We start from the raw sequence: 20,035 nt of genomic DNA on the forward strand, positions 1-20,035 counted from the left end.
CACATTGGAGAGCCCCCGGCGACGGCCGGGGGTTCACTAGGAGAACCCGCAACATGACGGTTACCGCCAACCAGGTTCTGCGTCCTCGCGGTCCGCAGATCGAACGCCTTACCGACACTCGTGCAAAGGTCGTTATCGAACCTTTGGAGCGGGGTTACGGGCATACGCTGGGTAATGCCCTGCGTCGCGTGCTGCTGTCGTCCATCCCGGGCTTCGCCATCACGGAAGTCGAAATCGACGGCGTGTTGCATGAGTACACCACGGTCGAAGGTCTGCAGGAGGACGTGCTCGAAGTCCTGCTGAACCTCAAGGACGTGGCCATCCGTATGCACTCCGGCGACAGCGCCACCCTGTCCCTGTCCAAGCAGGGCCCGGGCGTTGTCACCGCTGCCGACATCAAGGTCGACCACAATGTGGAGATCCTGAACGGCGACCATGTGATCTGCCACCTGACCAAGGACACGGCAATCAACATGCGTCTGAAGATCGAACGTGGTTTCGGCTACCAGCCGGCTGCCGCGCGTCGTCGTCCGGACGAAGAAACCCGTGCCATCGGCCGCCTGGTCCTGGATGCCTCGTTCTCGCCGGTCCGCCGCGTCGCCTATGCCGTGGAAGCGGCCCGCGTCGAACAGCGTACCGACCTGGACAAGCTGGTCATCGATATCGAGACCAACGGCACCATCGACGCCGAGGAAGCCGTGCGCACCGCCGCCGACATCCTCAGCGACCAGCTGTCGGTGTTCGGTGACTTCACCCACCGCGACCGCGGTGCGGCCAAGCCGGCCAACAACGGCGTGGATCCGGTGCTGCTGCGCCCGATCGACGATCTGGAGCTGACCGTGCGTTCGGCCAACTGCCTGAAGGCTGAAAGCATCTACTACATCGGCGATCTGATCCAGAAGACCGAAGTGGAGCTGCTGAAGACCCCGAACCTGGGCAAGAAGTCGCTCACCGAGATCAAGGAAGTGCTGGCTCAGCGCGGCCTGTCGCTCGGCATGAAGCTGGAGAACTGGCCGCCGGCCGGTGTCGCCAGCCACGGCATGCTGGGCTGAGATCGGTAATGCCTGAAGGCTCCACCGTTCGCGGTGGGGCCTTCAACGCAACACACCATGCCATGACGAACCGCAGGTTCGCGCGGCAGGTCGTCCAGGACGGGCGGCCAGGACCATCCGCAGTCCGCGCAGCAACGCCAGGATGGCGACAACGATCCACACAGCCACATCATTAACCAAGGAATATCACCATGCGTCACCAGAAGTCTGGCCGTAAGTTCAGCCGCACCAGCGCCCACCGCGAAGCGATGTTCAAGAACATGGCCGCCTCGCTGTTCAAGCACGAGCTGATCAAGACCACCCTGCCGAAGGCCAAGGAACTGCGCCGCGTTGCCGAGCCGCTGATCACCCTGGCCAAGGTCGACTCCGTCGCCAACCGCCGTCTGGCCTTCGCCCGCCTGCGCGACAACGAAGCCGTGGGCAACCTGTTCACCATCCTGGGCCCGCGCTACGCGAACCGTCCGGGCGGCTACCTGCGCCTGCTGAAGTGCGGCTTCCGCGCCGGCGACAACGCGCCGATGGCCTACGTCGAGCTGGTTGACCGTCCGGTCGTGGCCGAGGAAGTGGCCGAGTAATCGGACCGCTCCAACGCGACACAGCGAAAGCCCGGCCTCCGCCGGGCTTTTGCGTTTCCAGGGCTCGGATCCCTTTCCGCAGGAAAGGGCCCTGACCCCGGGCAGGCAGCACCGCAGGCCAGAGCCCTTTGCATTCGCACTGGGATCTGACCCGCACCGTTCCGACAGGCGTCACCTGTGGCGGTTCGAATGGCACGCACTCTCGGTTACGCTTGGCGCCTGATCCATTTGAGCGTTGACGATGAATCCACTGCGCTGGCCCTTCCGCGCCCAGTTCTTCCTGGGCTTCCTGATCTGCGCGGGCCTGCTTGGCTACGCGATCTTCCTGCAGTTGAAGATGGGCCTGGAGCCGTGTCCGCTGTGCATCTTCCAGCGCCTGGCCTTTGCCGCGCTCGGCCTGCTGTTCCTGATCGGTGCGCTGCACGGGCCCTCCAACCGCCCGGGACGCGCGACCTATGGCGTGCTGGCGTTCATTGCCGCCGCAGTGGGGGCCGGCATCGCCGCGCGCCACGTCTACGTGCAGATGCTGCCCCCGGAAATGGGTTCCACCTGTGGCCCGCCGCTGGCGTTCCTGAGCGAGACCATGGGGCCGCTGGAAGTATTCCGCACGGTACTGACCGGTACCGGCAACTGCGGCAACATCGACTGGACCTTCCTGGGCCTGACCATGCCGATGTGGTCGGGCGCGTGGTTCGTGCTGCTGGCGTTGTGGGCGCTCGTGGTGTCGCTGGGCAAGGTCAAGCGCTGAAAGCGAAACGGGGTCGCGTCCCTTGGCATCGCAAAGGGCTCTGACCCCAATCGTTGACGCAGGGTAGTGCCGGCCGCTGGCCGGCACACCGTGAGGATGCCGGCCAGCGGCCGGCGCTACCTCAGAAGTCCTGCTGCAGGCTCAGGTAAGCACCTCGGCGCGGTCCCCACTGCGGGGCGAAGACGCCGACACCGCCACCGTCGCGCAGTTGATAGCTGCGATCCAGTGCGTTGATCACGGCCAGTTGGACGTGCAATGGATGGCCGCTGTCGGCATTGAAGTCGTGCCCGGCGCTGAGGTTCACCTGCAGGTACGACGGCAGCTCGCCGCCGTTGGGTACGCCTTCGATGTCCGAACGCAGGCCGCTGCCGAACACGTAGTTGGCGCCGATCCGGTTGTGTCCGGCGAAGGCGTAGCTGAGACCACCCGATGATGTCAGCTTCTGGTCGTGGTCGAGGTGGATCCAGTGGTTGGCCACATAGGCCAGCGCTTCCGGGTCGAGGTTGTACTGGCTGGTGATGACGTCGGTACCGATGGCCTTGTTCAGCGCGGCGTTGAAGTAGGCACTGAACGGACCGTTGCTGTAGTCGGCGCTGAACTCCAGGCCGCGGATGTGGCCACGGCGGTAGTTGAAGGTCGAATAGATGTAGGCAGCGCCGAACTGGCCTTCGTCCTGCAGGCGTGCGACGCGTCGGTCATACGCGTCCAGGCCCAGGGTCAGGTGCTCGCCCAGTTGCTGCGAGACGCCGATGTCGTAGTAGTCGCTGCGCTCGGCCAGCGGCGTGTTGTTGCCGCCGCTGGGCTGCTGGTTGGTGGTGCCGTCGTACAGCGCGATGTCGCTGCTGGCAATCAACTCGCTGGCCGGTGGCGTGAAGTAGCGCGAATAGCCGGCGTGCACGGTGGTGCTGTCGCTGGCATTCCAGACCACGCCCACGCGCGGGCTGAGCTGGCCTTCGGTGCGGCCGAAGGCCTTGTAGCGGTCGCCACGCAGGCCGTAGTTCACGGTCCAGTCGTCGCCGATCTTCCACTCGTCCTGTACGTACAGTGCCAGCGTACTGGCGTGGAACGCGCTGCGGTCGGGGATCAACAGCGGCGTCGTGCCGGACTGCTGGCCGCCGTCATCAACCGGGAACACCCAGCTGTTGCTGTTCGCCCGCGCGTTCTCGTAATTGCCGTACAGGCCATAGCGCAGCGTGTGGTCGTTGCCCAACGGCGTTGAGAAGTCGGCCTGCAGGGTGTTGGCGCGGTTGCTGCGCTGGACCTGCGAGGCGACGCCGCTGAACACCAGGTCGCCCACCACGTCCGGGTTGAACGCCACGTCGCTGTAGCGCTGTCCGGCCGATAGCTGGTACGCGGTGCTGCCCAGCGTGCCCTGCAGCACCAGCATGCCGAAGCGGGTGGTCTCGCGCTGGGTCTCATCCAGCTGGCTGGAGTCGAAGGTGGTGGTGTCCAGATATCCGAACTGTGGCGTCTGGCCCGGGTTGACCGGGATCTGGAAGCGGTTGTTGGCGAAACCGGCGAACACACTCAGGCGGGTGTTGTCGTTGACCAGGTAGGTGAGGTCGGCGAAGGCCTTTCCCTGGTGAGTATCGTCGTGCAGCGGCTTGCGCGAGTTGGTGGGGTTCTCCAGGCCGACCTCATGCTGGTCGTAGTTGCCGGTCAGGAACCAGCTCCAGCGCCCCTGGTTGCCCCACCAGGAGGCGTTCGGATTGATCTTGCCGAACGAGCCGGTGGTCAGCCCCGCGCTGCCGCCATTGCCCAGCTCGGCACCGTTGCGGGTGGTGATGTCGACCACCGCTGCGGTGCGCTCGCCGAACTGCGCCGGCAGTGCGCCGTCCATCAGGCGGATGCTCTTGATGGTGCGCGCGTCCAGGGTCTGGCCGAAGCCGGAGATCGATTCGGGCAGCAGCACGCCGTTGATGCGGTACTGCAGGTTGGCGTGGTCGCCACGCACATGCACGCCGCCATAGGAGTCCTGAACCACGCCAGGGGCCTGCAGCAGCACCTGGCTGAGTGGCGCGGAGGCACCCAGCGGCTGCTTCTGGATGTCCTCGGCGGTGATCTGGTACTGGCTGCTGCCGATGTCCGGCGACAGCGTGTTGCGGGCCTGGTCGAGCTGGGCGTGGACGGTGACCGCATCCAGATCCTTGACGGACGAAGCGGGGGCGTCGGCTGCCGAGGCGAAGGCGGGCAGGCTGGCCAGGGCCAGGGCGAAGGTGATGCCGGTAGCGAGGGGCGAGGGCTTCATGGTGGGAGAGGTGGCGGCTGGATGTGGAAGGGGCCGGTCCATGACGTTGAAGTGTTACTCCGTAACAAATCATGCGCCTGTCCCGGGCGGCTGACCATGCAGGATCTGGCCGCTGGCGTCGGCCTTTCTCTGCCGTTCAGGCGAGCCGGTAGGCCGGACCGGCCCTTTGCGTCAGCGGCCGGCTCTGCGACCATGACCGCCCCCCATCCCGGAAGTCTGCAATGAGCCTGTCCGCCGTTCCGCCCGTGCCCGATCCCGCCGCGACCGCCGCCGGCGCTGCCTGGTCGCCGGAGAGCTGGCGGGGCAAGACCGCGCTGCAGATGCCGACCTATCCCGACCCGGTAGCCCTGGAGGCGGCCCTGCACGAGCTTAAGCGGCTGCCACCGCTGGTCACCTCCTGGGAGATCCTGGCGCTGAAGCAGCAGCTGGCCGAGGCCCAGGAAGGCAAGCGCTTCCTGCTGCAGGGCGGCGACTGCGCCGAGAACTTCAGCGACTGCGAATCGGGCACCATCTCCAACCGGCTGAAGGTACTGTTGCAGATGAGCCTGGTGCTGGTGCACGGCCTGCGCCAGCCGGTGATCCGCGTCGGCCGCTTCGCCGGCCAGTACGCCAAGCCGCGTTCGGCCGATACCGAAACCCGCGACGGCGTGACCCTGCCGAGCTACCGCGGCGATGTGATCAACGCACCCGCTTTCACTGAAGCAGCGCGTCTGCCGGACCCGAAGCGGATGCTGCAGGCCCACGCGCATTCGGCGATGACGATGAACTTCGTGCGTGCGCTGATCGACGGTGGTTTCGCCGACCTGCACCACCCCGAATACTGGAACCTGGAGTGGGTAAGCCACTCGCCGCTGGCGGCCGAGTACCAGAAGATGGTGGCCTCGATCGGCGATGCGGTGCACTTCATGGAGACCCTGGCCGGGGCCCGCGTGCACAACCTCAACCGCATCGACTTCTACACCTCGCATGAAGCACTGCTGCTGCCCTACGAGCAGGCGCTGACCCGCCAGGTGCCGCGCCAGCAGGGCTGGTTGAACCTGAGCACGCATTACCCGTGGATCGGCATGCGCACGGCTGCGCTCGATGGCGCGCACGTGGAATACCTGCGTGGCGTGCGCAATCCGATTGCGATCAAGGTCGGCCCGTCGGTGACGCCGGACCAGCTGCTGCGCCTGATCGACGTGCTCAACCCGCACGACGAACCGGGTCGACTGAGCTTCATCCACCGCATGGGTGCGGCGCAGATCGCCGAGAAGCTGCCGCCGCTGCTGGATGCCGTCAAGCGTGATGGCCGCCGCGTGCTGTGGGTGTGTGATGCGATGCATGGCAACACCGAAAGCACTGCCAATGGCTTCAAGACGCGTCGCTTCGACAATGTGCGTGGCGAAGTGGAGATGTCGTTTGATCTGCATGCGGCCGCGGGCACGCGCCTGGGTGGCGTGCACCTGGAGCTGACCGGCGAGGACGTGACCGAATGCACCGGTGGTGCGCGCGAACTGACCGAGCGTGACCTGGAGCGTGCGTATCGCTCAACGGTGGACCCGCGGTTGAATTACGAGCAGTCGCTGGAGATCGCGATGGCGATCGTGCGCAAGCAGGAGCAAGTGCGGTAATGGGTTTTCGGCAGGGCTTGCAGCCCTGCACCTGCGGTAGTGCCGGCCGCTGGCCGGCAACAGCAACAGCGGGTATTCCGTGGGATGGCGGGGCGGTGTCGGAGTGCGGGGACGCTGCAAGTACGTCCCTGTAAGCTTGGCAGCCGCATCCATGCGGCTGACACCCCGCACTCCGACACCGCCCCACCTTCGACAGGTTCAGGTCGCTATTGGTGGGTGCCGACCGTTGGTCGGCACATCTGTCAGATGTCGAATGAATCATCCACGCATGGCGTGGATCTACTGGTAACTGCGGCGATTGGCATGCGCGGCTGTTGGTAGGTGTCGACCGTTGGTCGACACGATTTTTCTGTCAGATAGCAGTATTCAAAATGGGCTCCGACCCCGTGCCGACCAACGGTCGGCACCCACCATCAGCAGCAGCTTCCGACAGATCGCAGAAAACTGTCGAAGGCGGGGTGGGTCCGGTTGCGGGGGCGCGAGCCGCATGGGCCCGAGGCATGCCTCGGGCGGGTTGGGCAGGACGCCCAACCCCGGTCTTGCCGTGTGCCCAGGACTGCGCACACGAGCAAGCGGCGACCGAGCTTAGGGACGTACTTGCAGCGCCCCCCGCAACCGGACCCCCCCCGCCATCCCACGGAATACCCGCTTTTGCTGTTGCTGTTGCTTCGGCCGTTGCCGTTGCGTCCGCAGGTGCAGGGCTGCAAGCCCTGCCGACCAACACCCTGCTTACGAACGGCTGACGTGACGCTCATGCGCCATGCGCGAGGCTGTCCACCTGGTTGTTCGACTGGAGGTGGCAACGGTGCACTGGCAGAGCGCACAGGCCTACGCATGGCCGTTGGGATTGGCCGTAGTGGTGGGCGGCATCGGCGCGTGGCTGATCCTGTGGATCTATCATCGATTGAAAGGGCGTGATCGCCGACGTGCGCGTATCGGTCGAGTACTCGGGTTGCCGCTGGCCACCGCGTGGCCGCTGCTGCTGCTGATTCCCGCCTTGCAGGCGACGCCGCTGCAGGATCCGTTGCTGGGCCATCTGCAGCACGGACTGCACATTGCATTGATGGCCTGCTTCGTCTGGCTGCTGGTACGCGCGGTGGCGGCGGGCGAGCGCGCGATCCTGCGCAGCCATCCCATCGATGTCTCCGACAACCTGGAGGCACGCCGCATCCAGACCCAGACGCGCGTGCTCAGTAGGGTGTTGATGGGCGGCATCATCGTGCTCGGTGCGTCGCTGGTGCTGTTGACCTTCCCGATGGTGCAGAAGATCGGCACGGCGCTGCTGGCGTCGGCGGGCCTGATCGGGCTGGTGGCGGGCATCGCCGCCAAGCCGGTGTTCGGCAACCTCATCGCCGGCCTGCAGATCGCACTGACGCAGCCGATCCGGCTGGATGACGTGGTGATCGTCGAGGGCGAGTGGGGCCGCATCGAGGAGATCGGCAGCAGCTATGTGGTCGTGCGGATCTGGGATGAGCGGCGGATGGTGGTGCCGCTGACCTGGTTCATCGAAAACCCGTTCCAGAACTGGACGCGGCGCAGTGCCGATCTGCTCGGCACTGCGTTTCTGTGGCTGGACTATCGGGCACCGATCGCGGCGATCCGTGCCGAGCTGGAGCGCATCTGCCATGGCCAGGCGCTATGGGATGGGCGCGTCTGCGTGACCCAGGTGACCGAAACCAACGAGCGCGCGATCCAGGTGCGCCTGCTGGTCAGCGCGCGCAGTTCCGGTGATGCCTTTGATCTTCGCTGCCTGGTGCGCGAACGCATGCTCGATTTCCTCGCACGTGAGCATCCGCAGTCGTTGCCGCAGGTGCGTGCGCGGCTGCAACACGAAGACGAGCTGGATATGCCGCGTGGTCCACGTGCACGCACCTCGGATGTGCGTTCGCCAGGTGCTGAAGATGGTGAGGCGGCGATCGTGCCGGTGGAGCCACAGGATCGGTAGTGCCGGCCGCTGGCCGGCAACGCCGGAGCGATCGAGCTGCCGGCCAGCGGCCGGCACTACCGGAAGCAAGATGTCGCGGCGTCACCGGAGCTCAGGGCTCGCCGGCGTCGATCAGCGCATCGGTATCAAAGTGTGGCGGCCGCCGCGCACGGGTGCGCTGCTCGTAGGCGTAGGCCATTTCGATCAGCTTCGGCTCGCTCCAGGCGGTGCCCATGAACAGCAGGCCGACGGGAAGGCCGTTGATCTGGCCCATCGGCACGGTCAGGCTGGGGTAACCGGCCACGGCAGCGGCGCTGTAGCTCTCGCCGGGGAAGTCGTCGCCTTCGCTGCGGATCGGCCACGCCACACCGGTGGTCGGCGCCACCAGCGCATCGAGCTGATGGGCGGCGAGGGCTGCATCGATGCCTTCCGGACCGGCCAACCGGCGCGCATCACTGCGCGCGCGGATGTAGGCAGGGTCTGCCAGGCCGGTGGTGGCATCGGCCTCCACCAGCAGCTCCTGGCCGAACAGGCCCAGTTCCTGCTTGCTGTGCGCCTGGTTGAAGGCGATCAGTTCGGCCAGGCTGCGCAGTGGCGCGCGGTGGGTGCTGAAGTAGCGCTCCAGCCCGGCCTTGAATTCGTACAGTAGCAGCGTGCGCTCAGCCTCGGCCCACGCGCCCTCGTTGGGCAGCTCCACTGGCACCACCACGGCGCCGGCGCGACGCAGCTCGGTCGCTGCCTGATCGATCAGCGGCGGCATGCCGCGGTACTTCAGCAGCGGCGTCTGCAGCAGACCGATGCGTTTGCCGCGCAGACCCTGCGGGTCCAGGCGCGCGGTGTAGTCGTAGACCGCACGGCCGGGCATGGTCGCGGTGGCGGGATCGGAGTCATCGCGGCCGGCGATCGCAGTCAGCACGGCGGCAGCATCGGCGACGCTGCGGGTCATCGGGCCGGCGGTGTCCTGGCTGAAGGAGATCGGCACGATGCCATCGCGACTGACCAGCCCGACCGTCGGCTTCAGACCGACCACGCCGTTGATCGCGGCCGGGCAGACGATGCTGCCGTCGGTTTCGGTGCCGATCGCCACGCTGGCCAGGTTGGCGGCCACGGCCACCGCGCTGCCGCTGCTGGAACCGCACGGTGAATGGCTGATGCGGTAGGGGTTGCGGGTCTGGCCGCCGCGCGCGCTCCAGCCGGAGATGGAGTCATTGCCGCGGAAGTTGGCCCACTCGCTGAGGTTGGTCTTGCCCAGCACTACGGCGCCAGCCTCGCGCAGCCGGCGTACCAGGTAGGCATCGTCCGGACGGAAGCCCTGCAGGGCCAGTGAGCCGGCACTGGTGACCATCGGTGCGGCGTTGATGTTGTCCTTCAGCAGCAGGGGGATGCCATGCAGCGGCCCACGCAGGCGCCCTTCGCGGCGCTCGCGGTCGCGTGCGGCGGCTTCCTTCAGGGCGTCGGGGTTGAGCTCGATCACCGCGCGCAGGCGGGGCCCGGTGCGGTCCAGGGCGGCGATACGCTGCAGGTAGGCCTGGGTCAGGGTGGTGCTGTCCAGATCTCCGGCAGTCATCCGCGCCTGCAGGTCGGCGACATCGGTTTCGGCGTACGGGAACGGCACGTTGCGGCTCGCAGGTTCGGCCGCATGCGCGCTGGGCGTGGCCGGGCTGCAGCCAGCCGAAAGCAGCGCCGGCAGCGCGGCGAGCAGGCAGGTCAGCAGAGGCGGCAAGGACGGGCGCATGGGGCGGCTTGGTCGGCTCCAATCCCCAGTGTAGCCGGTGCTCAGCGGTGGCGCTTGCGCAGGTCGCGGGCGAGGACGTAGACCACGATCAGGTTGATCGCCAGGATCGTCCATGACGGCCAACCGGGATGGCGGATGATCGCGAAGATGTCGAAAGGTAGGTACAGGGCGGCGGTCAGGCAGCCCAGCCAGGACGCCCAGGCCTTGGCCCGCCACAGGCCCCAGGCTTCGACCAGGTGCAGCAGGCCGTAGCCGATCATCCCCGCCGCGGCCAGGTGGACCGCGTCGGGACTGATCATGTGCAGCAGCGAGGGCAGGGTGCCATGGTCCGGATCCAGGCTGAAACGCCGGATCAGGGCCATGATGCCGTGCCGCAGCGGCTGCGGTCCGAGCACTTCCAGCCCGGTGGCGGCCAACAGCGCCAGCATCGCCTTGCTCGCTTCGAGCAGGGCGATGACGTGGAGACCCGGATGCCGGTGTGGATCCGGGTTGTAGCCGCTCTGGTTCACGGGGTGCTGGCTCAGCCGCCGCGCGAAGCCTTCTTGCGATCGCTCTCGGTCAGGAACTTCTTGCGCAGGCGGATCTCCTTCGGGGTGATCTCGACCAGCTCGTCGTCTTCGATGAAGTCCAGGGCCTGTTCCAGCGAGTACTTGATCGCCGGGGTCAGCTGGATCGCATCGTCCTTGCCCGAAGCGCGCATGTTGGTCAGCGGCTTGGTCTTGATCGCGTTGACGGTCAGGTCGTTGTCCTTGGAGTGGATGCCGACCAGCTGACCTTCATACACGTTGTCGCCTTCAGCAGCGAACAGCTTGCCGCGCTCCTGCAGCGGGCCCAGCGAGTAGGCCGGCGTGGTGCCCGGTGCATTGGCGATCATCACGCCGTTGATGCGCTTGGCAATCGCGCCCTGTTCCTTCGGACCGTAGTGGTCGAACACGTGGAACAGCAGGCCCGAACCCTGGGTCAGGGTCTTGAACTCGTTCTGGAAGCCGATCAGGCCACGGGCCGGGATCTGGTACTCCAGGCGCACGCGGCCCTTGCCGTCCGATTCCATGTTCTTCAGCTGGCCCTTGCGGGTGCCCAGCTTTTCCATCACGCCGCCCTGGTGGATTTCTTCGATGTCCACCACCAGCTGCTCGATCGGCTCCATCAGCTGGCCGTCGATTTCCTTGATGATCACTTCCGGGCGCGACACGGCCAGCTCGTAGCCTTCGCGGCGCATGTTCTCGATCAGCACCGACAGGTGCAGTTCGCCACGGCCGGAGACCAGGAACTTGTCGGCGTCTTCCAGCTGCTCGACCTTCAGGGCCACGTTGTGGACCTTTTCACGGTCCAGGCGGTCCTTGATCTGGCGGCTGGTCAGGAACTTGCCACCGGACAGGTCCTTGTTGCCGGCGAACGGCGAGTTGTTGACCTGGAAGGTCATCGAGATGGTCGGCTCGTCGACGGTCAGCGCCGGCAGCGCTTCCGGGAAGTCCGGTGCGCAGATGGTGTCGGAGATGGTCAGCTCCTGGATGCCGGAGATGGCCACGATGTCGCCGGCCTCGGCCGAATCCTGCTCGATGCGCTCCAGGCCCATGAAGCCCAGCACCTGCAGCACCTTGCCGTTGCGCTTCTTGCCTTCACGGTCGATGACCGCGACCTGCATGTTCTTCTTCAGGGTGCCACGCTGGATGCGGCCGATGCCGATCACGCCCACGAAGTTGTTGTAGTCCAGCTGGCTGATGCGCATCTGGAACGGGCCTTCCGGATCCACTTCCGGCTTCGGCGCGTGCTGCATGATCGCTTCGTACAGCGGGGTCATGTCGCCGTCGCGCACGGTGTCTTCCAGGCCGGCATAGCCGTTCAGGCCCGAGGCGTAGACGATCGGGAAGTCCAGCTGCTCGTTGGTGGCGCCGAGCTTGTCGAACAGGTCGAAGACCTGGTCGATCACCCATTCCGGACGGGCGCCCGGACGGTCGACCTTGTTGACCACGACGATCGGCTTGAAGCCCATCGCGAAGGCCTTCTGGGTCACGAAGCGGGTCTGCGGCATCGGGCCGTCCATCGCGTCGACCAGGATCAGCACGGTATCGACCATCGACAGCACGCGCTCGACCTCACCACCGAAGTCGGCGTGGCCGGGGGTGTCGACGATGTTGATCCGGTTCTTGATGCCGGTCTTCTTGTCTTCCCAGGTGATGGCGGTGTTCTTGGCCAGGATGGTGATGCCGCGTTCCTTTTCCTGGTCGTTGCTGTCCATCACGCGCTCGGCGAGGACGGTGCGCTCGGACAGGGTGCCGGACTGCTTCAGCAGCTGGTCGACCAGGGTGGTCTTGCCATGGTCGACGTGGGCGACGATGGCGATGTTGCGAAGATTTTCGATGGACATACGAAAGGGGGCCAGTCGGCGCCGGATTTGGAAAAAGAAGTCCAACATTATACGTCGAACTTGACGATTCGCGAAAAGGTGGATTTCACATCCGTCGCGGGGCCCATTCAGCTGGCTGTCCGCCGCGTCGGCCGGGGCCGCCCGCGCCCGGAGACGCGGCTTCCCGTCCATGGGCTGAAGCCGGGTTCTTCACCGATGGTCGAAGCCGCCGCCGCCACGAGGCAGGTGTAAACTAGGTGGCTAGACGCGTTCCCCTCTGCATCAAGGATCTTCATGTCCCTCATCGCCACTTTCGACACCACCCAGGGCCCGATCAAGGTCGAGCTGTTCGCCGACAAGGCGCCGCTGACCGTGGCCAACTTCGTGAACCTGGTCAAGCACGGCTTCTATGACGGCCTGATCTTCCACCGCGTGATCGCCGACTTCATGATCCAGGGCGGCTGCCCGCAGGGTCGTGGCACCGGCGGCCCGGGCTACAAGTTCGAAGACGAGAAGAACGGCGTGAAGCACGAGGTCGGCTCGCTGTCGATGGCCAACGCCGGCCCGAACACCAACGGCAGCCAGTTCTTCATCACCCACATCAAGACCGACTGGCTGGACGGCCGCCACACCGTCTTCGGCAAGGTCCTGGAAGGCCAGGCCATCGTTGATTCGGTCAAGCAGGGCGACGTGATCCATTCGATCACCCTGGAAGGCGACGTCGACGCCGTGCTGGCCGCCCAGGCCGACCGCGTCGCGGAGTGGAACAAGCACCTCGCCGCCTGATCCCCCTTCGAAACGGCCACCCATGGGTGGCCGTTTCCCTGTTCCCCGCCGCCCGCCTGGCCTGCGTGGCTCTGCCCGCGGCGTCCCATCAAACGCTTGCAAGCAAGAGGAAACCCCCATGAAAGCACCCGTTCGTGTTGCCGTGACCGGCGCCGCCGGCCAGATCGGTTATGCCCTGCTGTTCCGCATCGCCTCCGGCGAAATGCTGGGCAAGGACCAGCCGGTCATCCTGCAGCTGCTGGAACTGCCGGTGGACAAGGCCCAGGCCGCCCTGAAGGGCGTGATGATGGAGCTGGAAGACTGTGCCTTCCCGCTGCTGGCCGGCATGGTCGGCACCGATGACGCCGAAGTCGCGTTCAAGGATGCCGACATCGCCCTGCTGGTCGGCGCACGTCCGCGCGGCCCGGGCATGGAGCGCAAGGACCTGCTGCTGGAGAACGCCAAGATCTTCACCGCCCAGGGTGCAGCGCTGAACAAGGTCGCCAGCCGTGACGTGAAGGTGCTGGTGGTCGGCAACCCGGCCAACACCAACGCCTACATCGCGATGAAGTCGGCCCCGGACCTGAAGCCGGAAAACTTCACCGCCATGCTGCGCCTGGACCACAACCGCGCGCTGAGCCAGCTGTCGACCAAGCTCGGCAAGCCGGTCGGTGGCATGGAGAAGCTGGTGGTGTGGGGCAACCACAGCCCGACCATGTACCCGGACTACCGTTTCGCCACCGCCGATGGTGCGTCGATCGCCGATGCGATCAACGACCAGGAGTGGAACGCCAACACCTTCATCCCGACCGTCGGCAAGCGCGGCGCGGCGATCATCGAAGCCCGTGGCTCGTCCTCGGCTGCTTCGGCCGCCAACGCAGCGATCGACCACGTGCGTGACTGGGTGCTGGGCAGCAACGGCAAGTGGGTCACCATGGGCGTGCCGTCCGACGGTTCCTACGGCATTCCGGAAGGCGTGATCTTCGGCTTCGCGGTGACCACCGAGAACGGCAAGTACACCCTGGTCAAGGACCTGCCGATCGACGACTTCAGCCAGAAGTACATCGACAAGACCCTGGCCGAGCTGGAAGAAGAGCGCGCCGGCGTCGCCCACCTGCTGGGCTGATGCAGGCGGTACCGGCTCCGGCCGGTACGTCTTCGATCAAGGTAGGTACCGACCGTTGGTTGGTACGCAGAAAACGGGGAGGCTTCGGCTTCCCCGTTTTCATTTGGAATTCCTGGAACCGCATGATCCACCTGCACTACATCGATGACGCACTGCTGGTGGCCGAGAAGCCGGCTGGCCTGTTGTCCGTACCCGGCCGCAGCGCCGAGAACCAGGACTGCGTGGTCGCGCGCCTGCAGGCGCTGTATCCGGATGCGTTGACCGTGCATCGGCTGGACCAGGTGACCTCGGGCCTGCTGCTGCATGCGCGTGGCAAGGACATGCAGGCGGCGTTGTCGATGCAGTTCGAGCAGCGCCAGGTTGGCAAGCGGTATGAAGCGGTGGTGCAGGGGCTGCTCGAGGGTGATTCCGGCGAAGTGGACCTGCCGTTGATCGTTGACTGGCCGAACCGGCCGAAGCAGATGGTCGATCACGAACGCGGCAAGCCGGCGTTGACCCGCTGGCGCGTACTGGCGCGTGATGTAGAAGCGCGGCGCACGCGCGTGGCGTTGGAACCGATCACCGGCCGCAGCCATCAGCTGCGGTTGCACATGGCCAGTATTGGCCATCCGATTGTTGGCGACGTGCTGTATGACGCGGCACCGGCGCACCGCGTGCATCTGCATGCACGCAGCCTGCGGTTCACGCATCCGCTGACGGGCGAGGCGCTCGCGTTCGAGTCCGCGGCTCCGTTCTAGGGGGTCGGCAGGGCTTGCAGCCCTGCACCCGCAGAATCAACGTCAACGTCAAAAGCGGGCTATACGTGGGTTGGCGGGACGGTGTCGAAGTGCGGGGCCGCCGCAAGTACGTCCGTGTAGGCTTGGCAGCCGCATCCATGCGGCTGACACCCCGCACTTCGACACCGCCCCACCTTCGACAGGTTCACTCGGCTGTCGGTAGCGGTGGCCGTTGTTCCGCGCAGCTGTTGGTAGGTGTCGACCTTGGTCGACACGATTTTTCTGTCAGATATCGAATGAACCATCCACGCATGGCGTGGATCTACCGCGTCGACCAAGGTCAACACCTACCAGAGCAGTCGACCAAGGTCGACACCGACCAGAACAATATGCCGTTCCGGCAGATCGCGGAATCTGTCGAAGGCGGGGTGGGTCCGGTTGCGGGGGCGTGAGCCGCATGGGCCCGAGGCATGCCTCGGGCGGGTTGGGCAGGACGCCCAACCCCGGTCTTGCCGTGTGCGCAGGACTGCGCACACGAGCAAGCGGCGACCGAGCCTCCAAGGACGGATTCACGGCGTCCCCCGCAATCGGACCCGCCCCGCCATCCCCCAGTAAGCCAGCTTCTGCTGTTGCTTCGGCTGTTGCTTCTGAGGTTGCCGGCCAGCGGCCGGCACTACCGCAGGTGCAGGGCTGCAAGCCCTGCATAACAAACCCCACCCCCTACCAAGGTAGGGCGGCCCGCGCGGCAGCGCCGGACTATCCTCGAACCCATGACTTTGTCTGGGAGGGCTGCGTCATGAACTACGAGGAAACCTACCGTCGCTCGATCGACGAGCCGGAGGCCTTCTGGGGCGAGGAAGCCAAGCGCATCCATTGGCATAAACCGCCGCAGCAGGTGCTCGACTACAGCAACCCGCCGTTCCGGCGCTGGTTCGTCGGCGGCGAAACCAATCTCTGCTACAACGCCGTCGACCGCCACCTGGCCGAGCGCGCCGACCAGCTCGCGCTGGTCGCCATCTCCACCGAAACCAACAGCACACGCGAGATCACCTATCGCCAGCTGTACCGCGAAGTGAACGACTTCGCCGCGGTACTCAAGCACCTCGGTGTCGGCCACGGTGACCGCGTGGTGATCTACATGCCGAACATGGCCGAATCGGTGTTTGCGATGCTGGCCTGCGCGCGCATCGGTGCGGTGCACTCGGTGGTGTTCGGTGGCTTCGCCGCGCACAACCTGGCGCTGCGCATCGACGATGCCAAGCCCAAGCTGCTGATCGCCGCCGACGCCGGCATGCGCGGTGGCAAGCTGATTCCGTACAAGCCGATGGTCGACGCCGCCTGCGCCGAAGCGGCGTCGCCGCCACCGCATGTGCTGATCGTGTCGCGCGGGCTGGATGCCGCCGAACCCCGCGTGCCGGGCCGTGATGTGGACTACGCCACGCTGCATGCACAGATCGGGGAAGTGGATGTGCCGGTGCAGTGGCTGGAAGCGAGCGAGCCGAGCTATCTGCTGTATACCTCCGGCACCACCGGCAAGCCGAAGGGCGTGCAGCGCGATGTGGGCGGCTATGCGGTGGCGATGGCGCAGTCGATGGAGACCGTGTTCGACTGCAAGCCGGGCCAGGTGATGTTCTCCACCTCCGATGTCGGCTGGGCGGTGGGCCACTCCTACAACGTGTACGGCCCGCTGATCGGTGGCTGCACCTCGCTGCTGTACGAAGGGCTGCCGACCAACCCGGACCCGGGCATCTGGTGGGCGCTGTGCGAGCAGTACAACGTGCGCACGATGTTCTCCTCGCCCACCGCCATCCGCGTGCTGAAGAAGCACGACGCGGACTTCATCCATCGCCACGATCTGCGCGCGCTGAAGTACCTGTTCCTGGCCGGCGAGCCGCTCGACGAGCCGACCGCGCACTGGATCAGCGAAGCGCTCGGCAAGCCGATCATCGACAACTACTGGCAGACCGAAACCGGCTGGCCGGCACTGACCCTGTTGCCGGGCCTGGAAATGAAGCCGGTGCGCTTCGGTTCGCCCGGTTTCCCCAATCTTGGTTACCGGATGAAGGTGATCGACGAGAACACCGGCGAGGAGGTCGCGCCGGGGCAGAAGGGCGTGCTGGTGGTGTCGCCACCGTTGCCGCCGGGTTGCATGAGCACCGTGTGGAACGATGACAGCCGCTTCCTGCAGAGCTACTTCAGCCACTTCAAGGAACTGTTGTACAGCTCGCTGGACTGGGCGATCCGCGACGACGATGGCTACACCTTCATCCTCGGTCGCACCGATGATGTCATCAATGTAGCCGGGCACCGTCTGGGCACGCGAGAGATCGAGGAGGCCATTTCCAGCCATCCGCGGGTGGCCGAGGCCGCCGTGATCGGGGTCAAGGATGAACTGAAGGGGCAGGTGCCGCTGGTGTTCGTCACCCTCAAGCAGGGCCTGGATGGCGAGGATCCGGCGCCGGTGGTGGCCGAGATGATGGCGACGGTGACCACCTCGCTCGGCGCGGTCGCACGCCCGGCGCACGTACACGTGGTCAATGCACTGCCCAAGACCCGCTCCGGCAAGCTGCTGCGGCGCTCGCTGCAGGCGCTGGCCGAACAGCGTGATCCGGGCGACCTGTCGACGCTGGACGACCCCAGCGCGCTGGAGGAGATCCGCCGCGCGCTGGGCCGTTGATCCGGTAGTGCCGGCCGCTGGCCGGCACCCCCATCAATCCCGAGGTTGCCGGCCAGCGGCCGGCACTACCCGCGGCACTTGCGCTAAGCTCGGCCTGTCATCGACCTGCAATACGCGGCGCGCGCCGGGGAAGGCGCGTGCCGTCCGGGGATGACACACAGGGGAGCGTGCCCGTCAGGGCGCGCCGGCATTGTGCATCGAGGGAGGGGGAGGCAATGGCATTGCTGCACGCCAAGACGGCTGCTGGCCGTCAGGAAATCGAAGACCGTGGCCGGCGCCTGCCGGCGGCACTGCGTTCGATCCTGCTGATGGTCGACGGCCATCGCGATGACACTGAATTGCGTGGCCTGTTCGAAGGCCTGCGCGCGCCGGCCGATGCACTGGAGCAGCTGGAAGCGCAGGGCCTGATCGAAGTGATCGGTGGCAATGCCGAGGTGGCACCGGTACGTGGCATCAGCACCGGCCGCGAACAGGATCCGGCGTTGTACCAGCAGCTGTACGACGCGATGAGCGAGGCGGTGCGGCGCCACCTGGGCCTGAAGGGCTACTTCATGCAGTTGAAGATTGAACGCTGCACCGATGCACTTGCACTGGAACGCCTGTGCCCGGAACTGCTGGCGGCGGTGGGCAAGGCGCGCAGCCCGGCGCTGGCGCAGCGCTGGTGGCAGGAAACCCAGGCCGCCGTGGTCAATGGTGGCGGCGAGGTCGTGCAGGCATGAGCCACCGCGTAAAGTGATCGGTTCACTTCCCCACAAGGAGTCCCGCGTGCAGGACGACCACGACGACACCGACACCCCAGGCTGGGACGCGATCAATGCGGCGCTGGCGCCGCTGTATGCCGGCCAGGAACCCCGTCACTACGGTACGGCGTTGCCGTACACGCTGGGTGGCCAGGATCCACTGGATGGCATCAGCGTTTACTGGGTGGATGCACCGGTGCCGCATTGGCACTACATCACCTACGGCTTCTCCGAGCTGTACACCAAGGAGAGCAGCGATGCCGCCGCCAGCGGCTATGGTTTCGAGATGACCTTCCGCCTGGCTGCTGAAGCCGGTGAGCACGCCGGCAGCAACCCGCCGGTGTGGCCGATGAACCTGCTGCAGAACCTGGCGCGCTACGTGTTTGGCAGCGGCAACGTGTTCGAGGATGGTCACCATCTGAACGCCAACGGCCCGATCGCGCTGGAGACCGGCACGCGCCTGTGCCACCTGGCCTTCATCGCCGATCCGCAGTTGCCTGCGCGCGACACCGCCAATGGCCACCTGCAGTTCCTGCAGCTGGTCGGGCTGACCGATGAGGAGATGGAAGCGGTCAAGCGCTGGTCGACGCGCGGCGTGCTGCAGGCGCTGCAACCGGCGATGCCGCTGTGGATCAGCGACCTGCATCGCGGCAACCTGTTGGAGGATCCGACACTCGCCGCACAGGTGCGGGCCGGCAGCGAGCGCGAGGGCTCCAGCACCGGCATGTTGTTCATCGAGACACTGGATTGGCGGCAGGAGGCGGGCGTCACCACCCTGGTGCTCGGCGCCGGCCAGGTGGCCAGTGTGTGCGAGCTGCTGCCATTGCGCCTGCGCCACGGCAAATCGCTGGAACTGGCCAGCCGCGAGCGGCAGTGGGAATTCATTCCGGCAGCGCGCGGTGAAACCGGCGAGGTATCGGCCGACAGCACGCGCTGGGCGCTGGACGAGACGGGGCTGCAGGCCCTGGCGGGCGTGCGTGCCGAACGTGGCATCTACCCGGTGGCGGGAGCGCTGCGCATCGAAGTGGTGCCGACCTACCTGCGCGATGCCAACGGTGAAGTGATCCGCCAGATCGGCTGAGTGTGGTGATGGCGCCGGTGGGGTCAGAGCCGCCGGCTGTGCAGACGGATCCGACCCCGGGTCAGGCTCAGGCCAGGCCTTCGGCCTTCAGTGCGGCCTGCACGCCGGCATCGGCGTCCATGCGTGCCTTGTAGGCGGCCAGGTTGTCCAGGCCCGACAGGTCGACCTTGGTGCCGGCGGCCCAACGCAGGGTGATGTAGAAGTACGGATCGGCGAAACTGCGGAAGCCGGCCAGCCAGGGCTTGTCGGCCAGCTGCCTGTCAGCGGTCTCGAACAGGCCACGCAGGCGCTTGTGTGCGGCGGCGCGGATCGCGTCGAACTGGCTTTCGTCGGCGATGAACTTGCCCGGTGCGAACAACGGCGAGAAGGCCGGATGCACGTCGGAATTGACGAAGGCCAGCCAGCGGGTGGCTTCGGCACGCTGGCGCGCACTGCCATCGCCGCCGAGGCCGGCCTGCGGGTAGGTGTCGGCGATATAGCCCATGATCGCGGCGTTCTGCAGCAGCACGAAGTCGCCATCGACCAGCGCGGGAACGGCGCCGGCCGGATTGATCTTGAGGAATTCCGGACCCTTCAGGGTGTCCTTGTTCAGCAGTTCGACCTCGAACGGCTGGCCGGTCCACTGCAGGGCGATGTGGTCGGCGGTGGAACAGGCACCGGGCTTGCTGTACAGCTTCATGGGAACTCC

General features: G+C 66.1%; 17 protein-coding genes. 12 read left to right on the plus strand and 5 right to left on the minus strand.

Annotation, left to right across the window (positions count from 1 at the left end; translation table 11 throughout):
- The first annotated feature begins 53 nt into the window (after nucleotides 1-53).
- The 3 genes from AC5P7E_RS12060 to AC5P7E_RS12070 all read left to right on the plus strand — a co-directional run bounded on the left by AC5P7E_RS12060 (nucleotide 54) and on the right by AC5P7E_RS12070 (nucleotide 2,375).
- Complete coding sequence (locus tag AC5P7E_RS12060) at nucleotides 54-1,052, plus strand: DNA-directed RNA polymerase subunit alpha (protein WP_005408216.1); 999 nt, start codon at nucleotides 54-56, stop codon at nucleotides 1,050-1,052.
- A 191-nt stretch (nucleotides 1,053-1,243) separates the two neighbouring features.
- Nucleotides 1,244-1,627 (plus strand): 50S ribosomal protein L17, encoded by a 384-nt coding sequence (gene rplQ / locus AC5P7E_RS12065; protein WP_005408217.1) that lies wholly within the window; start codon nucleotides 1,244-1,246, stop codon nucleotides 1,625-1,627.
- Nucleotides 1,628-1,868: 241 nt separating this feature from the next.
- Nucleotides 1,869-2,375, plus strand: a complete 507-nt coding sequence (locus tag AC5P7E_RS12070; RefSeq protein ID WP_012479237.1) for a disulfide bond formation protein B — start codon at nucleotides 1,869-1,871, stop codon at nucleotides 2,373-2,375.
- Nucleotides 2,376-2,496: 121 nt separating this feature from the next.
- On the opposite strand, the gene AC5P7E_RS12075 is transcribed toward AC5P7E_RS12070, so the two are convergent.
- Entirely contained in the window at nucleotides 2,497-4,623 is a 2,127-nt protein-coding gene (locus tag AC5P7E_RS12075; RefSeq protein WP_088610970.1) for a TonB-dependent receptor, read from the minus strand.
- Between the two features lie 221 nt (nucleotides 4,624-4,844).
- Between AC5P7E_RS12075 and AC5P7E_RS12080 the strand changes: the two genes are divergently transcribed.
- Nucleotides 4,845-6,236: a class II 3-deoxy-7-phosphoheptulonate synthase gene (locus AC5P7E_RS12080; protein WP_012479239.1), complete on the plus strand. Its 1,392-nt coding sequence runs from the start codon at nucleotides 4,845-4,847 to the stop codon at nucleotides 6,234-6,236.
- A gap of 760 nt (nucleotides 6,237-6,996) precedes the next feature.
- A complete protein-coding gene (locus tag AC5P7E_RS12085; protein ID WP_032966454.1) occupies nucleotides 6,997-8,181 on the plus strand; it encodes a mechanosensitive ion channel family protein in 1,185 nt (394 codons plus the stop codon).
- Between the two features lie 91 nt (nucleotides 8,182-8,272).
- Here the strand turns inward: AC5P7E_RS12085 and AC5P7E_RS12090 are convergent, their stop codons facing one another.
- The 3 genes from AC5P7E_RS12090 to typA are packed head-to-tail and all read right to left on the minus strand — an operon-like array spanning nucleotide 8,273 to nucleotide 12,263.
- A complete protein-coding gene (locus AC5P7E_RS12090; protein WP_088610969.1) occupies nucleotides 8,273-9,895 on the minus strand; it encodes an amidase in 1,623 nt (540 codons plus the stop codon).
- A gap of 41 nt (nucleotides 9,896-9,936) precedes the next feature.
- A complete protein-coding gene (locus AC5P7E_RS12095; RefSeq protein WP_005408223.1) occupies nucleotides 9,937-10,404 on the minus strand; it encodes a DUF2127 domain-containing protein in 468 nt (155 codons plus the stop codon).
- A gap of 11 nt (nucleotides 10,405-10,415) precedes the next feature.
- A complete protein-coding gene (gene typA / locus AC5P7E_RS12100) occupies nucleotides 10,416-12,263 on the minus strand; it encodes a translational GTPase TypA (protein ID WP_005412346.1) in 1,848 nt (615 codons plus the stop codon).
- Nucleotides 12,264-12,536: 273 nt separating this feature from the next.
- Between typA and AC5P7E_RS12105 the strand changes: the two genes are divergently transcribed.
- The 7 genes from AC5P7E_RS12105 to AC5P7E_RS12135 all read left to right on the plus strand — a co-directional run bounded on the left by AC5P7E_RS12105 (nucleotide 12,537) and on the right by AC5P7E_RS12135 (nucleotide 19,347).
- Complete coding sequence (locus tag AC5P7E_RS12105; RefSeq protein WP_005408225.1) at nucleotides 12,537-13,028, plus strand: peptidylprolyl isomerase; 492 nt, start codon at nucleotides 12,537-12,539, stop codon at nucleotides 13,026-13,028.
- A 118-nt stretch (nucleotides 13,029-13,146) separates the two neighbouring features.
- Entirely contained in the window at nucleotides 13,147-14,133 is a 987-nt protein-coding gene (locus AC5P7E_RS12110) for a malate dehydrogenase (protein ID WP_004153634.1), read from the plus strand.
- A 122-nt stretch (nucleotides 14,134-14,255) separates the two neighbouring features.
- Nucleotides 14,256-14,870, plus strand: a complete 615-nt coding sequence (locus tag AC5P7E_RS12115; RefSeq protein ID WP_114619184.1) for an RluA family pseudouridine synthase — start codon at nucleotides 14,256-14,258, stop codon at nucleotides 14,868-14,870.
- Between the two features lie 290 nt (nucleotides 14,871-15,160).
- Nucleotides 15,161-15,301, plus strand: coding sequence for a hypothetical protein (locus AC5P7E_RS12120; protein WP_154329255.1), 141 nt, complete (start codon nucleotides 15,161-15,163; stop codon nucleotides 15,299-15,301).
- Between the two features lie 344 nt (nucleotides 15,302-15,645).
- A complete protein-coding gene (gene prpE, locus AC5P7E_RS12125) occupies nucleotides 15,646-17,526 on the plus strand; it encodes a propionate--CoA ligase (protein WP_114619165.1) in 1,881 nt (626 codons plus the stop codon).
- Nucleotides 17,527-17,741: 215 nt separating this feature from the next.
- Nucleotides 17,742-18,245 carry a hypothetical protein gene (locus AC5P7E_RS12130; protein WP_005408228.1) on the plus strand — a complete coding sequence of 168 codons (504 nt, stop codon included), beginning with the start codon at nucleotides 17,742-17,744 and terminating at the stop codon, nucleotides 18,243-18,245.
- Between the two features lie 46 nt (nucleotides 18,246-18,291).
- Nucleotides 18,292-19,347, plus strand: coding sequence for a suppressor of fused domain protein (locus AC5P7E_RS12135; RefSeq protein ID WP_114619166.1), 1,056 nt, complete (start codon nucleotides 18,292-18,294; stop codon nucleotides 19,345-19,347).
- Between the two features lie 67 nt (nucleotides 19,348-19,414).
- On the opposite strand, the gene AC5P7E_RS12140 is transcribed toward AC5P7E_RS12135, so the two are convergent.
- Complete coding sequence (locus tag AC5P7E_RS12140; RefSeq protein WP_005408230.1) at nucleotides 19,415-20,026, minus strand: glutathione S-transferase N-terminal domain-containing protein; 612 nt, start codon at nucleotides 20,024-20,026, stop codon at nucleotides 19,415-19,417.
- Nucleotides 20,027-20,035: the final 9 nt, after the last annotated feature.

It is taken from the genome of Stenotrophomonas sp. YJH_SMC_25, assembly GCF_059369595.1.